This is a genomic window from Bilophila sp. 4_1_30, from assembly GCF_000224655.1.
Classification (GTDB): domain Bacteria; phylum Desulfobacterota; class Desulfovibrionia; order Desulfovibrionales; family Desulfovibrionaceae; genus Bilophila; species Bilophila wadsworthia.
The window spans coordinates 737,206-753,884 of record NZ_JH114232.1 but is presented as its reverse complement, the minus strand read 5'-3'; the positions used below and the strand labels follow the sequence as shown (position 1 = coordinate 753,884).

Below are 16,679 nucleotides of genomic sequence, written 5' to 3'. Positions count from 1 at the left end.
GGTTCCAACCCTTTCTTCAGAAAGGGCCTCCCTCCCCTCCCCAATCTTCACATCTTCACCGAACACGCGCCCCCGCCTCCCGGCGAAACCGGAAAATGCGGGCGGGCGGTACGTTGTGCCATACCTGGCTGGAACCGATGCACCGGAAGCCGTCCTTGAGAAAGGCGTTCGCCTTGCGCCACGAGTAGGTGTACTGGATGAGCAGGCCGCCTTCGTGCAGCACTTCAAACATGGCGCTGATGATCTGGTTACGGACGCGCTCATTCAGGGAAAGGAGGGGCAGGGAGGAAACGATGCAGTCCACCTGCCGATCTCTGGGGAGACAGTCCGCAAGCCAGCGGGCGTCCGCCTCAAGAATCGCCAGTTGCGGGAAACGCTCCCGCAATAGGCTCACCATAACCGGGGACTGCTCCACCACAACCAGACGCCGGGGGGCAATGCCCGCATCAAGCAACTGCCGGGTCACGGTCCCCGTGCCCGCCCCAAGTTCAACCACCAGCCCGTCCCCCTTGCGGGGAGCGAAGGCGGCCATGCTCCGGGCAAGGGGCATACCGCTCGGGCATACCATGCCAACACTCCGCGGTGAACGTACCCATGCCCGGACAAACGCCGAAGAGGTGTCCATCCACTGGCGAAACGACCGAAAAGCCGGAATCGGAAAAAACATGCAGCAAACCTCGCGCTGTGTCATCGCATGGTATTTATGAAACACCAGTAAGACAGGCTTCGTCCATGATTTCCGTCCACTCTAAGCGGATCAGGGAGCCCCCCTGCGGAATGCCTTGTAGCCGAGGCCGAATTTCCGCATCCTCAGCCCCATGACCCGTTCACTAATGCCGAGCGCCTGCGCGGCATGTCCCATGTTGCCGCGGTGTTCCTGGAGGGCCTCGGTAATAAGCTGCCGCTCCAGCTGCTCAAGCGCATCGGGCAGCGTCCCCCGCAACGAGCAAAGCGCGCAGGGGGCCTGCATGGCGGGCGGAAGGAGATCCGGGCGGATCAGGCCGTCCGTGGTCAGGATGACAGCCCGCTCGATGACGTTTTCCAGCTCCCGGATGTTGCCGGGCCACGAGTGGGCCAGCAGCAGCGCCTCAGCCTCGGGCGCAACCCGGAGCCCCCGTTTGCCTATCTTATGGCCATACTTTTCAAGGAAGTTCTCGACGAGCAGAGGAATGTCCCCCTGCCGTTCCCGCAGTGGAGGCATAGAGACGGGAAACACGTTCAGCCGGTAATACAGGTCCCTGCGGAACAGCCCGTCCTTGACCATCTGCTCGAGATTCCGGCTCGTGGCCGCCACGACGCGCACGTCCACCTTGCGGGTTTCCATGCCGCCGAGCCGCTCGAATTCCTGCTCCTGCAACACGCGCAGCAGCTTGACCTGTGTGGAAACGGCAAGCTCGCCGATCTCGTCAAGGAACAGCGTGCCGCCGTCCGCTGCCTCGAAACGCCCTTTCCGCATACCGACGGCCCCGGTAAAAGCCCCTTTTTCGTGCCCGAAAAGCTCGCTCTCGATAAGCCCTTCCGGCAAGGCCGCACAATTGATCTTGATGAAGGGGTGCCCGGCGCGCGGGCTGCCCGCATGGATGGTATTGGCGGCAAGCTCTTTGCCCGTGCCGCTCTCGCCGAGCAGCAGGACCGTGGCGCTGGTCGGGGCCACCTGTGCAAGCTGCGTCAGGACGGCCCGCAGCCCCGGCGAGCGCCCCACGAACATTTCCGGGCGGGACCGTTCCCGCAGGACGTCCAGCAGGCGCCGGTTTTCCTCCAGCATCCGGTGGCGCTCCTGCCGGTTCTTCACGGCCTTGGAAATCAGCGAAGCCAGCACGCTCAAAAGGCGCATGTCCTCTTCGAGCGCTTCGGAGGCCGCGAACAGCCTGTCGGCGGACAGCGCGCCGATGACCCGGCCTTCCATTTTGACCGGCACGCAGATGAAGGAAACGGCCTCTTTGCGGCTGCGGCTCCCGGTCCGGTTCAGGAACAGCGGCTCCACGAGCACGTTGGGGATGACCAGCGGCTTGCCGCTTTCGATGACCTTGCCGGTGATGCCCTCTCCGAGCTTGTAGCGGCCTTTGCTCTGCGCCTCCGCCGACATGCCGTAGGCGGCTTCAATGGCGATCTCGCCATGTGCCTCGTCGAGAAGCGTGATCACGCCGCGCATCATGCCGGTATGTTCGGCCATGACCTCAAGCACGGTTTCGAGATTGTCGGACAAGTCGGAAGCGCTGTCCAAAATCTGCAAGACCTCGAACAGCAGACGGAGTTCCTTGACCTCATTACGGACCTGCACGAACCGACTCCTTAGCTTGAAAAAAGCGGAGGCGAGAGCCTTTCCGGAAAAGCCGTTCCTCCCCCACGCCCTTGTCCGCCTTGCAATCCACTGGCTGGGAGGCGGGCAGGAGGGAAACGGCACATTTTATTTTTGCCTCAACCTCCGGTTCGCCCAGACGAGGAACTCCACGAGGTTGAACACATGAATCAGCTTGGCGTCCTGCGAAGCAACAGCCTGCTTGAGCCATGCCAGCGCGCCGGGTTTGTACCCGTTGCCGTCGATGAGCAGGAGGATCTCGCGCTCGGGCATGGCCTGTATGCAATTCAGATACAGATAGGGGAATTTTTCGTCCACGCTGCCCTGTGACTGCTGCCATTTACACTCAATGCGGATGGCGAGCCCGCGGGAGGCCGAGACGGCCAGGAACTCCGTCACCCCCCGGTGCCCGTAAATGGACTGGTAAGGCACCCGCCGCACCAGCAGATCGGGCACGGGGACGCCGGGCAGCGTGCTCCCTGAGGCGATCTTTTCGTACTCGGCAAAAGCCACTTCGCGGAAGCCGTGCGAGGCGAACGCCTGCCGCACCTGCTGTTCAAGGATATTGCCCTGCCTGTTGGCAATGGCGCCGCCCTGCTCCGTAGTCATGGGAACACCGCCAGAAGTTCGCGCGCGGCCCCGCGCCGCGCGCCGTTGCAACTGATGAACCGCTGCACCGGGAACGATTCCAGCCGGGCATCGGCATAAAGCTCGCGGATAAGCGGCACATCGTGGTTGCTCAGGACCACTGGCACGCCCCGTTTCGCCGCGGCGGACGCCTCGGAGGCCAGATCAATCTGCTCCTGAACGCCGAACCCGCCGCCGGTGTAGCTGGTAAAATTCGCCGTGGCGGAAACCGGCGCATAGGGCGGGTCGCAGTACACCACATCCCCCGGACGCAGCGCGGCGAACGTGGACCGGAAATCCTGCACGGCGAACGCCACGTCGCACCCGCGAAGCTTGTCCAGAAAGGCCGTCAATTCCCGCTCGGGGAAATACGGGGCTTTGTACTTCCCGAACGGCACGTTATAAATACCTTTGCTGTTGTAGCGGACAAGCCCGTTATAGGAATGGCGGTTGAGGTACAGGAAAAGGACGCTCCGTTCTTCGGCGTCCGAAGAGGCGTTGAAGGTTTCCCGCAGGCGCAGGAACGCTTCCTGCGTATTGTTGCCCGGCGTGAACAGGGCCCGCGCCTCCGCGATGAACCGTTCCCCGTCCCGCCGCAGCGTCCGGTACAGCCCTATGAGATCCGCATTGAGATCGCACAGCAGGTAGGACGCGAACCCCGCGTTCAGGAACACGGCCCCGGACCCCACAAAGGGCTCCACAAGGCGCGCCCCCGCAGGGATGCTCGGCAAAAGGCGGTCCAGAAGGCGGTATTTGCCCCCGGCCCATTTGAGAAACGGCCTCGTCAAATCCATAAGGAACCCCAAAAAAAGCTGTCCGTCGCCCGCCGTAACGGGCAAAAAATGACGCCGAAGGCTGATGCCGCCCCCATGTGGGCGGCGCGCCGCAGCGGCGGCATATTGGCTGCGCAAAGAAAGACAGAGAAGTACAGGTTACGGAAAAAACAAGCAAGTCTTCTCATTGGCGACGGGATACGCCGGGAACCGATGCCCGCGAAAGAAGCTTGCGTCTCCCCTTGTTCCGGTTGTAACATGTCAATCTCATTCCATCCACGCCATGCCAAGGATTCTGAATGGACATCTCACAGCGCAACCTCCTCGAACTGGCCATGAGCAGCCTGCCCACGGGGCTGTTCATCTGCGACAGGGACGGCATCATCCGGTTCATCAACGACGCCTACGCCAACTACCTGCGCGTCCGCCCGGAAGACGCCATGGGCCGCCACATTACGGATTTCATCCCCGATTCCGGCATCCCGGCGGTCATCGCTTCCGGCGAGCCGGAACTCGGCGCATGGCGGAGCATACAGGGCAGCGAAAGGAAGATCCTCGTCAACCGCATCCCGCTCCGCGACCAGGACGGGCACGTCATCGGCGCGTTCTCCCTGACCCTGTTCGATACCCCGGAACAGATGCAGGCACTGCTCCAGCGCGTGGATTTCCTCGACAAGAAGGTCAATTCCTACGCCCGGCGCATCAAGAGCGCCCTCCGGGCAAGCCATACCATCAATTCCATCCTCGGCAACAGCCCCGCCATCACGGCGTTCAAGTCCTATCTGCTGCGCTACGCGCGGACCGAATCGCCGGTCCTCATCCTCGGCGCGACCGGAACCGGCAAAGAACTGGCGGCCAGCGCGATCCATATGGCGAGCAACCGGCCCGACGGCCCCTTCGTCAGCATCAACTGCGCGGCCATCCCGAAGGAGCTGTTCGAGTCGGAAGTCTTCGGCTACGTGCCCGGGGCCTTCTCCGGCGCGCACAAGGACGGCAAAATCGGGCAGATCGAACTGGCCGATCAGGGCACCCTGTTCCTCGACGAAGTGGGGGATCTTCCCCTGCACGCGCAGGTCAAGCTGCTCCGGGTGCTGGAGGAGAAAACCCTCTCCCGGCTCGGATCGTCGCAGCCCCGAGCCGTGGATTTCCGGCTTGTCGCCGCGACCAACCGCGACCTCAAAAAAATGATCGCGGCGGGGACGTTCCGCGAAGACCTGTACTACCGCATCAACCCCATGACCCTCAACCTTCCGCCCCTGAGCGAGCGCGTCGAGGACATCCCGCTGATCGTGCGCGATGTCCTCAACCGCATGGGGGGCGAGAGAGTCCGGTGCACGGAAAGCGCCATGAACGCGCTCATGCGCTATCCGTGGCCCGGCAACATCCGCGAACTGCGCAACGTGCTCATCCGGGCCCTGAGCCTGTGCCAGGACAATCAGATCACGCTGACGGATCTGCCCTCCGAACTTCGCCAGCAGGCCGTCACGGAATCGGCGGGCACGGACGGGAAACTCCAGTCCGTCGTCAAGAACAGCGAAGCGCAAACCATCCTCCTCGCCCTCGGCGATCACCACTGGAACGTCGCCAAGACGGCCCGCGCCCTGGGCATCTCCCGGGCCAGCATGTATGAAAAGATGCGTAAATTCAGCATCAAGAGGCCGCCGAACGGGTTTTAACGTTTTTTGTGAATAAAATATCTATTTATCTATAAATGTCCTGTTTTTCAGGCATGTTAGCCTTACATGCCTGAAAAACAGGACATTCTTTTATCAAAAATCCATTTCCATTTGCCCTGTATTCAGATTCTAACCATATTGAGAATATGGTTATTTTTATTCAATGCGCACAGGAAAACACATGGCACACCTATTGATATAAAAAGAACAATCTTAAGGGCCCTCGCGTCAAATGGAGTGTATTTCCCCACCTGCCAATCCGCACATGTCTTTGGAAAGGAGACAGTATGCAAGCGTCGAACCTGCAACAGGAAGCGAATCTGATTTCCCGGATGGAACGTATGCCGCTCAACAAGGCCCTCCTGACACTTGTCGGGCTGCTTTCGTGGTGCTGGGTCATGGAAGCCTTCGATCTCGGCATGATCGGCCAGGTTGTGGCCGTCCTCAAGAAAATATGGGACCTCGACGCCAGCACGCTCGGCCTGCTCGGTTCCTGTTCCACGGCGGGGGTCGTCATAGGTACGGCTTCGGCGGGCTTCCTGACCGACCGTTTCGGGCGCAAGCGCATCCTGCTCTGGGGCGTCTTCATCTTCACGTTCTTTACATTGATCGGCAGCCTCTACGAAAACCTCGCGTGGATCGTCACCATGCGCTTCATCGGCGGGCTCGGGGCCGGGGCCGTCTTCCCTCTCCCCTACCTGATGCTTTCCGAAATCGCCCCGGCCAAGCACCGCGGCATCCTCGTCTGCATCTGCAACGCCATCCTGACGGCCTCCTATCTGCTTCCGACGCTCTGCGGCTCGTGGGCCATCAACAATTTTTCGCTGGACGTCGCGTGGCGCGTGCCGTTCATCGTGGGCGGGCTCCCCATCGTCACGATTTATTTCCTGCACCGCTGGCTCCCCGAATCCCCGCGCTGGCTGATGCGGCGCGGACGCCATGACGAAGTGCGCCAACTCGTGGAACGCCTCGAAAAGAGCGCGGGCATCGAGCACGACGACACCTTCATCAACCCCGACGTGCTCCGCAGCCTTGAACAGGCCGCCGCTGCCGAACGCACCCGCACCGGCGCTTCGTGGAAGGCCCTGTTCCGCGCCCCCTACCTCTCCCGCTCCCTCGTTTCGTGGAGCATGTACTCCGCCGGGCTGATCACATGGTACGTCGTGATGGTCTATGTGCCCACCATCCTTACCACCTACGGGTTCCAGCTTTCCAACTCAGTCATCCTGACCGGCTGCATGATGGTCATCGGCGGCGCGGGCTCCGTCGTCATCGGCCCGCTGGCCGACAAGTACGGCCGCAAGCCCATCTGGAGCCTCTACGTCATCATCACCATCATCAGCCTGTTCCTGCTCACGTCCACGGATTCCATCCCCATGCTGCTGTTCATCGGCTCGTTCGTGGCCTTCTTCGGCACGGGCATCATGCCCGTCTGCAAGGTCTACATCGCCGAACAGTATCCGACCGAACTGCGCGGCGTCGGCACCGGCTTCGGCGAGGCCGTGTCCCGCGTGGTCGGCGGCGTGCTCGCCACCTATTATCTGGCGTTCTTCCTCTCCGTCGGCGGCGTCAAGGGCGTGTTCACCTTCATGGCCGTGGCTTTCGCCATCGCCATCATCGCCCTGTGGATCTGGGGGCAGGAAACCGCCCGGCGCAGCGTCGAGGACACGTCCGCGGCACCTCAAAAGTAACCCATGCGCCCCGGCACCTTCCCCTTGGGGCCGGGACGCCGACAAGGCAGGTTCTTCCATGTTCGATACGCTGTATTCCATCACCATCACACAGGCCGCAGCCGCGTTGCGCGCGGGGGAATTGACCTCGGCGGCGCTCGTCAGGCACGCCCTTGAGGCTGTCCGCCTCCATGACGGCACCCTCAACGCCATGCTGCGCGTCTCCGCTTCGGCGCTTGAGGAAGCGGAGCGCTGCGACGCGGAAGCGGCTCAGGGTTCCTTCCGGGGGCCGCTCCACGGCATCCCCCTTGTGATCAAGGACAATATCGACGTGCGCGGCTTGCCCACCACAGTGGCGAGCCCCCTGTTCACCCACGCGGCTCCGGCAAAGGCCGACGCGGTCGCCGTGGCCCGCCTGCGCGCCGCCGGGGCCGTCATCTTCGGCAAGACCAATCTGGACGAACTCGCCGCCCATGTCAGCGGCAGGACGTCCTGCTTCGGCCCAACGGTCAACCCGTGGCATCCCGAGCGCCGTCTCAGTCCCGGCGGCTCCTCAAGCGGGACCGCGGCGGCCGTCGCAGCCGGCTATTGCCCCGGGGGGCTCGGCACGGACACCGGCGGCTCCATCCGGCTTCCGGCGGGCTGGTGCGGCCTGTACGGCATCCGCTCCACCCAGGGGCAAAGCGATATCTCCGGCATCTACCCCCGAGCCGCAAGCCTCGATACCGTGGGGGCAATGGCCCGTTCCGCCCGGGACATAGACCTTCTGCTCCAGATCCTCGCCGATCCTCCCCTGCGCGACACATTGCGGGCGTCCGCCCCCATCCGGTACCTCCGCATCGGCGTTTTCCCCGATCTCGTCCGCGCGAAGGGCTCTCCGGAAGTCATCGAGGCCTATGCGGAGGCCGTGGGCCGCTGGGAAGAGTTCGGGGAGTGCATCCCCGTCGGCCTGCCGCTGCTGGACGATCCCGCCGTGGTGGATTCGGTAGGGACCATCCGCAGTTACGAGTTCGCCCGCGACATCCGGAAGGATATCGAAGGCAACCCCTTCGCGGGCAAAATGCACCCCGTGCCGCTGGCCGACTACAAGAATGGCCAACAGGCGACGCCCGAAGCCTACCACGCCGCCCTGCTCCACAAGCAGGCTCTTTCTAGGCAGGTCGACGCCTTCTTCGCCTCGCTCCAAGTGGATTTTCTGCTGCTGCCGGTGGCCTTCTCCACCGCCCCGTCCATAGACGCCCCGCAAGAGGCCTTCACAGCGGGCCGGGCGCTGGTCAATCTGTTCAGCGTCGCCGGAGTCCCTACCCTCGTGGTCCCCGGAGAGCTGACGGCGGGCGGGATGCCGTTGGGCATACAGCTTGTCGGCCCGGCCCTGAGCGAACGCCTCCTTTTGGATGCGGGCACCGCCTATGAAACGACCTACGGACCTTTCCCCACACCGCCCTTGGTATCTGCATAACCATATGCTTTCATTGAGTGAAAGTAACATTTCAAACGGAATATCGTTCCAAATCGTTCCAAAAGGAACATTTTGAACGGTCGACATTGCGACAGAATCTCTTTTTATCATCTTAATACAGTATAATTATTAACTAAACAGCAAAATGCGCATCCCAAATGATGCGCCTTTTGCTGTTTATCTATCCAGACAGCTCTCCAGACATGTCCGGATATATAAACACTTATACAGTCCATCCTAAAAGAGACATGACAGACATCAAGGAGCATCTTATTAGAATACATACGGAAAAAGCCAGCTACCCCTCAGCAAGTTCTTTTATGCACATTATGGTATGTTATTTGCTAAAAAAAGTACAATCGACAACCGACGATGCGCGCCATGCGAAAAGGAGACTCATGTGGAACAATTTCTTACCTACTTCCCCTCAGCCTTCTCATGGGGCAACCTCGCCGTACTCATACTGGGTTCAGCCGGGGGGTTGTTTTTCGGAGCCATGCCGGGGCTGAGCCCCACTATGGCCGTCGCGCTGCTGGTTCCCTTCACCTTTTATCTGCCTGCGGATACCAGCCTGATCCTTCTTGGCGCCGTGTACACCAGCGCTGTGGCGGGCGGCTCCATCTCGGCCATCCTGCTGAGCATTCCCGGAGCGCCTTCAAGCATCGCCACGCTGTTCGACGGGTATCCGATGGCCAAGCAGGGACGGGCCCAGGAAGCCCTCTACACCGTTTTTGTAAGCTCCCTTATCGGCGGCGTATTCGGCGTGCTGGTCATGATCCTGTTCTCCCCCCCGATGGCTGAATTCGCCATGCGCTTCGGGCCCTCGGAACTGTTCTGGACAGCCATCTTCGGCATCACCGTCATCACGGGGCTCTCCTCCGGGGCCATGCTCAAGGGGCTGTTCGGCGGCGCGCTCGGCATGTTGCTGTCGACTGTAGGATACAGCACCCTGACCGGGGAACCCCGTTTCGTCATCCACGAAGCGCTCAACGGCGGCATTGCCCTCGTGCCCGCGCTCATCGGCCTGTTTGCCGTCCCCCAGATCATCGATCTGATGGCGGATTCGCATGTCCTCCTCGAAAAACTGACCTTCAAGCCACAAAAGGGTATGCTGAGGCAGGTGATCAAGGCACATCGGCGCTACCTGCGCACGCTGGGCATCGGCAGCCTCATCGGCACCATCATCGGCGTCATCCCCGGAGCGGGTGGGCAAGTCGCCGGGCTCATGTCCTATGACCAGACCAAGAAGTTCGACAAGAATCCCGATCGGTTCGGAACCGGCGATCCGGAAGGCGTCTGCGCTGCGGAAAGCGCGAACAACGCCACAGTCGCCCCCGCCATGATCCCGCTGCTCACGTTGAGCATCCCCGGCAGCCCCACCGCGGCGGTACTCCTCGGCGGCCTGCTCATCCACGGCCTTTTCCCCGGCCCCGACCTGTTCACGGAAAAGGCCGACATCACATACACGTTCATCAGCGGCCTGCTCCTTGCCCAGTTCTTCATGTGCTTCTTCGGGCTGCTGGCCTCCCGTTACTCGCATCTCGTGGCCAATGCGCCGAACTACATGATGTTCGCCGCCGTCATGATCCTGTGCGTGTTCGGCTCATATTGCGTGCAGAACAGCTATGAAGACGTGATCCTCATGTTCATCCTCGGAGTCCTCATGTTCGTGCTCGCCAAGTTCGGGTTCCCGAGCGCGCCCATCGTGCTCGGCATCATCCTCGGGCCCATTGCCGAGGAGAATTTCCTGCGCGGCAAGATGATCGCCGACACCGACGTGGGCGTGTTCAGCTACTTCTTCACCGGCGGGCTCAACCTCGCGCTCATCGCCCTGTGCCTGCTCTCCCTGATCTGGGGTATCTATAGCGAAGTCAAGTACATGCGTAATCACTCCAGAAAGGCCGCAGCCGCCAATTAGCAGGAGCCACCCATGTTATATAAGGAATTCATAAGCGCGCTGGTGATGACCGGTATTGTAACCGCTTTCGCTATCCCCATGACCCAGCTCTCGGGGGAATCGCAGGTTGTCCCGCTCCTGCTGCTGATATGCATGGGGATCTTCAACGTGGGGCAGTACATCCTCGCCGGGCTGCGCTACGCGGCCAAAATCGACGTGAAGATGACCATGAGGGGCTATCCGCTCCGTCGCGTGGCCGTGCTCTTCGTCCTCACCGTCCTGTATCTGCTCTTCCTGGAAACCCTGGGCTTTTACATCGGCGCATTCCTCTATTTCATCGCCGCCTCGCTCATCGCCCAGCCCATGAAGATCACGCCGAAGCTTGCCGCCAAGCGTGTCGCCGTCTGCTTCGTCTGCATCGCCTTCTTGTATTGCCTGTTCACCGTACTGCTGGCCGTTCAGATCCCTAAGGGGATCTTTGGAATCTGACCTCCATTCACGGACACCCTTTTTACCTCAGGAGGACCCATGAGACGCCTTCTCGCCACCCTGTTCTGTGCAGCCATGCTGTTCGGCGCCACGTCGGCACAGGCCGCAAGCCCCGCCGACGCCTACCCCTCCGGCCCCATCAGCCTCGTGGTCTGCTATACCCCGGGCGGCGCGACCGATCTGCAGGCCCGCCTTTCCGCCCTTGTGGCCCAAGATCCGAAATATTTCGGCCAGCCCATCGTCATCCTCAACAAGCCCGGCGCGGGCGGCATGACCGGCTGGAACTGGATCATGGAACGCGGCAGCAAGGACGGCCTGACCATGACCGCCTACAACATGCCCCATTTCATCGCCCAATCCATCGTGAACAAGACGAAGTTCAGCGTGGATACCTTTGAACCGCTCGGCAACTGGGGCGCGGACCCGGCCGTCCTCATCGTTCCAAAAGACAGCAAGTTCAAGAGCGTCGCCGACCTCGTGGCATTCGCCAAGGAAAACCCCGGAAAGGTCACGATCAACGGCGCCGGGCTCTATGTGGGCCACCATATCGCCACGCTTCAGCTTCAAAAGGCCACCGGCGTAAAGATGAGCTATATCCCGGAAAAGGGCGGTACCGAAGCCATCCAGAACGTGCTGGGCGGCAAGGTCATGGCCGGTTTCAATAACCTCGCCGACGTGTACCGCTCGCAGGATCGCCTTACCATCCTCGCCATCGCCGACGTGAAGCGCCATGAATATCTGCCAGACGTGCCCACCCTCCAGGAACTCGGCTACAACGTGGACGACGCCAGCGTGAACTTCCGCGGGTATGCCCTGCCCAAGGGCGTCGATCCCTCCATCGTGGACAAGGCCGCCAAGATCGTGCCCGTCATGTTTCACGATCCCGAAGTCGTCAAGCGCATGAAGGACAGCGGCAGCCCCATGCTGATCATGGATCGCGCTCAGGTCCTGGAAATGTTCCAGAAGAAGCAGGAAACCCTGAAGGCGCTTCTCTCCGATCTCCGCAAGTAGGCCCCTCGTTTCTCGATTCCATCGCCACGAAACGCCGGAGGAACGTTCCTCCGGCGTTTTCCGTTTTCCCGCCCCCATACCGGCGGCATAGCCCGGACATAGGAACATCACGCGGCAGCCACGCTTTCCACATACGTTTTGCCGGATACACGGAATCGGCATATCCCCCCCTGTCGCGTCCAGCCAAAAAACGGTAATCTCCAGCCCGGCCAGCGCCTGCAATCATGCTTCCCAGACCGCATTTTTTGCGGGTGTGCACTTTTCCACGCATGTCTGCCCATACTGTCCGGATTTCCATACACAACTTCCGCCCAATGATCCGCTCAAGCCCCCTCCCGAAAGAGAGACACACAGCATCACAGGCAGTTACGGACCCTTTCGGGCATACCTGGACATGGCATATGAATTGCTTGTTCTTTTTATTGCAAAACAATCGGTTATCGGAGGTTTCACATGCATAAACTGCTTGGAGGGCTGTGTGCGGCCCTGTTGTTTCTGGCCGGCTTGCCCCAGATCGGGCACACCGCCGAGCCCGTCCCGTTGAAAACGGCATGGCTCGGAGAACATGAAGCCTTCGCGGCTTGGTATGCCAAACAAAAAGGCTGGGATCTGGAGGAAGGATTCCGTCTGAAAATGCTCTCGTACGATTCCGGAAAACAGCTTATGGCGGGCATGAACACGGCGCATTGGGAAATCGCCGCCTGCGGGGCCATTCCCGCGCTGACCGCATCGCTGGACAACCAGGCCGAAATTATCGCCATCGGCAATGACGAATCCCTGGCCACCGGCATCTATGCACGCAAGGACAGCCCCATCCTCGGGCATACCGGCTACAACGCCCTTTATCCCGAAATGGCGGGCACGGGCGGCACGGTACGCGGGAAAACCATCCTGTGCACCGCAGGCTCCTCCGCGCACTATACCGTGCACAAGTGGCTGGAAGCCCTCAGCCTGACTGAGAAAGACGTCACCATCAAAGATATGCCGTCCGAAGAAGCCTTGAAGGCGTTCCTGAACGGCGAAGGCGACGCCGTGGCCCTGTGGTCGCCGTATATCCTTGAGGCCGAACAGCACGGGCTCATGCCGGTCACGCTGTCCAGCCAGTGCGACGCCAGCCAGCCCACGCTGCTCCTCGCCAACAAGGCGTTCGCCAAGGAGCACCCCGCTCTCGTAACCGCATTTCTCAAGATGTATTTCCGCGGCATCACAGCCCTTCAGGAAACGCCGCGCGAACAGCTCATACAGGACTACCGGGCGTTCTATCATGCCTGGACGGGCCGGGATCTGCCTCCGCAGGATGCCGCGTGGGAACTGGCGAAACACCCCGTCTACGGATTGAAGGGGCAGCTCACGCTCTTTGATCCCGCCCAGAAGAAGCTGCATACGTGGCTTCAGGAACTGGCCTCGTTCGCGGGGGGCAAGAACCGCCTCAGCGACGTCACCGATGTCTATTTGAAGAAACTCGCCCAATAGCCCACACTCACGGTAAAAACCGAACGCCAGCCCTCTCCGGAAGGCTGGCGTTTTTTTGTATGGGATTGCCCCCTGAAACTGTCCATAAAACCAGACAAGCGAACAAACATGTCTTGATTCTCAGACAGTATTCTTTCGTCCCACTTTTTCGCAGTTTTTATTCAACGTCATAACATACTCTCATTCCTTTTCATTCCGCAACGTCGTACAAAAAATCACAACATGGCACTGTCATTGCTATAAAAAGAACAAAGTCACACAACCCGGGAATATTCTGAAACCTCTATCTCTCAGCGGAGACACTACAATGAGTCGCTTGGACAATTGCCTCACCGCCATCGTTGGCGACAAACTGCCCATTGAAACCGCACGGAAGACATTCTTCTTCCTGTTGGGCATTGCCGTCATGCTGATTGTCATCGCGCTCCCGTCTCCCTCCCCCTTCTATAAGGGCGAGGAAGCCATTCCGCTTACAGCGAATGCCAAGATCGTTATGGCCGTCCTTTGCTTCGCGGTCATCCAGTGGATGACCGAAGCCATCCCCTTTCCCGCTACGTCCCTTTGCCTGATCGTGTTCCTGCATATCATGGGCGTGGCGAGCTTCGACAAACTCGTTACATTGGGCTTCGGCAACAACGTATTGCTGTTCCTCATGGGTGCCATGGGCCTTTCCGCGGCCATGACGTCTTCGGGCCTCGCCCGGCGCTTCATGCTGTGGATGCTCACCAAGGTGGGGCGCCGCACCGACCGTATCGTGCTGGCCTTCATAGCCATCGGGACCATGACCTCCATGTGGGTCACGGACATGGCCGTCGCCGCCATGCTCCTCCCCCTTGGCGTAAGTATCCTGGAAAGCAGCGGCTGCAAGCCCCTCCAGAGCAATTTCGGACGCGCCCTCATGATCGGCATCGTCTGGGGCGCCCTTATCGGCGGCACGGCCACGCCCGCCGGCTGCGGCCCCAACGTGCTCGCCATGCAGTACGTCCGCGACATGGCTCATATGGATGTTTCCTTTGCCCAGTGGATGGCGGTGGGCGTCCCCGGCGCCATGATCATGGTCCCCCTCGGCTGGTTCTGCCTCATGAAGCTGTTCCCGCCGGAATTCCGTGAAATCCCCACGTCCCTCGAAAGCATCCGCGCCGAACTCAACTCCCTAGGCGGCCTGAACACCAAGGAAATACGCACCCTCGTCGTGTTCCTCACCATGGTTACCCTGTGGCTCGGCGGCTCCAATCTCGAACCCTACATCGGCTTCAAGGCTCCTGAAGGTTTCGTGGCCCTGCTCGGCTTCGTGCTCCTCTTCGTCCCCGGCCTGCGCGTCTTCGACGACTGGAAGGTAGCGGCCAAGAGCATCGACTGGGGCGGACTGGTCCTCATCGCGGGCGGCATTTCCGCGGGCATGATGCTCGCCAGCACCGGCGCGGCCCGCTGGCTGGCCTGGGGAATGCTCTCCGGCGTCGGCGAACTGCACCCCGTCCTGCGCGTCCTCGCCGTCATCGGCATGGTCGAACTGCTCAAGATTTTCTTCTCCTCCAACAGCGTCACCGGCGCCGTGGTCATGCCCCTCATCATCGCCCTCGCCATGGACATCGGCATGAACCCCTGGATTCTCGCCGGTCCCGCAGGCATCGCCACCAGCATGGCCTTCATCATGGTCACGTCCAGCCCCACCAACGTCATACCCTACTCTTCCGGGTACTTCCGCATCTCGGAATTCGCCAAGTCAGGTGTCGTCATGACCATCATCGGCATCCTCGCCGTGACCGCATCAGTGGCCATCTTCGGAAGATTCGCCAACATGAACATCTGGTAACTTTCTACGCAACTACGGCATATTGCCACCTACCATAGCAACAAACGCCACTCGGCATACAACGGAGGATTTCATGAAGACCGTCAGCGAACAGATGGAACTGGCCCGCAAGGCGCAAGCAATCGTCAACGACTACACGCAGGAACAGATCGACGAGATATGCCTCGCCATCGGCTGGGAAGTCTACGAAGACGAAAACATCGCCAAGCTCGCCAAGATGGCTGTGGAAGAAACCGGCTACGGCAACGTCCAGAGCAAGATAATCAAGCACAAGCGCAAGGTCGGCGGCGTGCTGCACGACATCAAGGGCGCCAAGAGCGTGGGCCTCATCGAACGCAATGAAGAGACCGGCATCTCCAAATACGCCAAGCCTGTGGGCGTGGTTTGCGCCATCCTCCCGGCGACGAACCCCACCGCCACGTGCGGCGGCAAGGCCGTAGGCATCCTCAAGGGGCGCAACGCCGTCATCTTCAAGCCCAGTTCCCGCGCGCTGAAAAGCACCACCGAGACCATCAATATGATGCGCGCCGGCCTGCGCAAGGTCGGAGCCCCCGAAGACCTCATTCAGGTGCTTGAAGATCCGAGCCGCGAAGCCATTACCGAACTCATGAAGGTCTCCGATCTCATCGTCGCCACCGGCAGCGGGCAGGTCGTGCGGGCCGCCTACTCCAGCGGCACCCCGGCCTACGGCGTCGGGCAGGGCAACGCCTGCGCCATCGTAGCCGAAGACGCCGACGTCGCCGAAGCCGCCAAGATGATCTGCGGCAGCAAGCTGTTCGACTACGCCACATCCTGCTCGTCCGAAAACGCGGTCATCCCGGTTGAAGCCGTCTACGACCAGTTCATGGCCGAAATGAAGAAAAACGGCTGCTACCTCGTCACCGGCGAAGACCGCGAAAAGCTGAAGAACCACATGTGGAAGCCCAACGCCAAGGGCAAGATCGCGCTCAACCCCGACATCATCGCCAAGTCGGCGCAGGTCATCGCGGACGGCGCGGGCATCAGCATCCCCGAAGGCACGGACATCCTTCTTGTCGAAGGCATGGAACCCATCCTCGGCGACAAGTTCCATGACGAAAAGATCTCCCCAGTCCTCACCGTCTACAAGGCCAAGGATTTCAAGGACGCCTACCGCATCCTCGTCGAACTGACCAACCTCGTCGGGCGCGGCCACTCCTGCGGCATCCATACCTACAAGCACGAGTACATCGAGTTCCTCGGCGAGCACATGAAGTCCTCCCGCATCACCGTGCGCCAGTCCATGAGCGCGGGCAACGGCGGGCACCCCTTCAACCGTATGCCCTCCACCGCCACCCTCGGCTGCGGCACATGGGGCGGCAACAGCACCACGGAAAACGTCCACTGGCGCCACTTCATCAACGTCACGTGGGTCAACGAGCCCGTAGCCCCGTGGACCTTCACCGACGAAGAAATGTGGGGCGATTTCTGGAAGAAGTACGGCAAATAAGAAGATGAACGGGATATGAAGACT

At 60.8% G+C, this 16,679-nt stretch carries 14 protein-coding genes; 9 read left to right on the top strand and 5 right to left on the bottom strand.

Features of this window, described 5'->3' with window-relative positions; genetic code table 11:
• Positions 1-55 precede the first annotated feature (55 nt).
• From HMPREF0178_RS09970 to HMPREF0178_RS22555, 5 genes are all read right to left on the bottom strand, one after another.
• A complete protein-coding gene (locus HMPREF0178_RS09970) occupies positions 56-568 on the bottom strand; it encodes a class I SAM-dependent methyltransferase (RefSeq protein WP_009733308.1) in 513 nt (170 codons plus the stop codon).
• A 189-nt stretch (positions 569-757) separates the two neighbouring features.
• Complete coding sequence (locus HMPREF0178_RS09965) at positions 758-2,281, bottom strand: sigma-54-dependent Fis family transcriptional regulator (RefSeq protein WP_009733307.1); 1,524 nt, start codon at positions 2,279-2,281, stop codon at positions 758-760.
• 126 nt (positions 2,282-2,407) lie between these two features.
• Positions 2,408-2,908: a PD-(D/E)XK nuclease superfamily protein gene (locus HMPREF0178_RS09960; RefSeq protein ID WP_009733306.1), complete on the bottom strand. Its 501-nt coding sequence runs from the start codon at positions 2,906-2,908 to the stop codon at positions 2,408-2,410.
• Complete coding sequence (locus HMPREF0178_RS09955; RefSeq protein ID WP_009733305.1) at positions 2,905-3,720, bottom strand: Dam family site-specific DNA-(adenine-N6)-methyltransferase; 816 nt, start codon at positions 3,718-3,720, stop codon at positions 2,905-2,907. The genes HMPREF0178_RS09960 and HMPREF0178_RS09955 overlap by 4 nt, the downstream gene beginning before the upstream one ends.
• Positions 3,711-3,959 (bottom strand): hypothetical protein, encoded by a 249-nt coding sequence (locus HMPREF0178_RS22555; RefSeq protein WP_232281249.1) that lies wholly within the window; start codon positions 3,957-3,959, stop codon positions 3,711-3,713. The genes HMPREF0178_RS09955 and HMPREF0178_RS22555 overlap by 10 nt, the downstream gene beginning before the upstream one ends.
• Positions 3,960-3,998: 39 nt before the next feature.
• Between HMPREF0178_RS22555 and HMPREF0178_RS09950 the strand changes: the two genes are divergently transcribed.
• The 9 genes from HMPREF0178_RS09950 (at position 3,999) to HMPREF0178_RS09910 (ending at position 16,655) form a co-directional block, all read left to right on the top strand.
• Positions 3,999-5,375 carry a sigma-54-dependent Fis family transcriptional regulator gene (locus HMPREF0178_RS09950; protein WP_009733304.1) on the top strand — a complete coding sequence of 459 codons (1,377 nt, stop codon included), beginning with the start codon at positions 3,999-4,001 and terminating at the stop codon, positions 5,373-5,375.
• 287 nt (positions 5,376-5,662) lie between these two features.
• A complete protein-coding gene (locus HMPREF0178_RS09945) occupies positions 5,663-7,066 on the top strand; it encodes an MFS transporter (protein WP_009733303.1) in 1,404 nt (467 codons plus the stop codon).
• A gap of 58 nt (positions 7,067-7,124) precedes the next feature.
• Positions 7,125-8,504, top strand: coding sequence for an amidase (locus HMPREF0178_RS09940; protein ID WP_009733302.1), 1,380 nt, complete (start codon positions 7,125-7,127; stop codon positions 8,502-8,504).
• Between the two features lie 400 nt (positions 8,505-8,904).
• Positions 8,905-10,422 (top strand): tripartite tricarboxylate transporter permease, encoded by a 1,518-nt coding sequence (locus HMPREF0178_RS09935; RefSeq protein ID WP_005028472.1) that lies wholly within the window; start codon positions 8,905-8,907, stop codon positions 10,420-10,422.
• Positions 10,423-10,434: 12 nt separating this feature from the next.
• Complete coding sequence (locus HMPREF0178_RS09930; RefSeq protein WP_009733301.1) at positions 10,435-10,890, top strand: tripartite tricarboxylate transporter TctB family protein; 456 nt, start codon at positions 10,435-10,437, stop codon at positions 10,888-10,890.
• A 39-nt stretch (positions 10,891-10,929) separates the two neighbouring features.
• Positions 10,930-11,901 (top strand): tripartite tricarboxylate transporter substrate binding protein, encoded by a 972-nt coding sequence (locus tag HMPREF0178_RS09925; protein WP_009733300.1) that lies wholly within the window; start codon positions 10,930-10,932, stop codon positions 11,899-11,901.
• Positions 11,902-12,354: 453 nt separating this feature from the next.
• A complete protein-coding gene (locus HMPREF0178_RS09920; RefSeq protein ID WP_009733299.1) occupies positions 12,355-13,374 on the top strand; it encodes an ABC transporter substrate-binding protein in 1,020 nt (339 codons plus the stop codon).
• Positions 13,375-13,681: 307 nt separating this feature from the next.
• The gene (locus HMPREF0178_RS09915) at positions 13,682-15,187 is read left to right on the top strand and encodes a DASS family sodium-coupled anion symporter (protein ID WP_009733298.1); all 1,506 of its coding nucleotides are present in this window, start codon (positions 13,682-13,684) and stop codon (positions 15,185-15,187) included.
• 73 nt (positions 15,188-15,260) lie between these two features.
• Positions 15,261-16,655, top strand: coding sequence for an aldehyde dehydrogenase family protein (locus HMPREF0178_RS09910; protein WP_009733297.1), 1,395 nt, complete (start codon positions 15,261-15,263; stop codon positions 16,653-16,655).
• Positions 16,656-16,679: the final 24 nt, after the last annotated feature.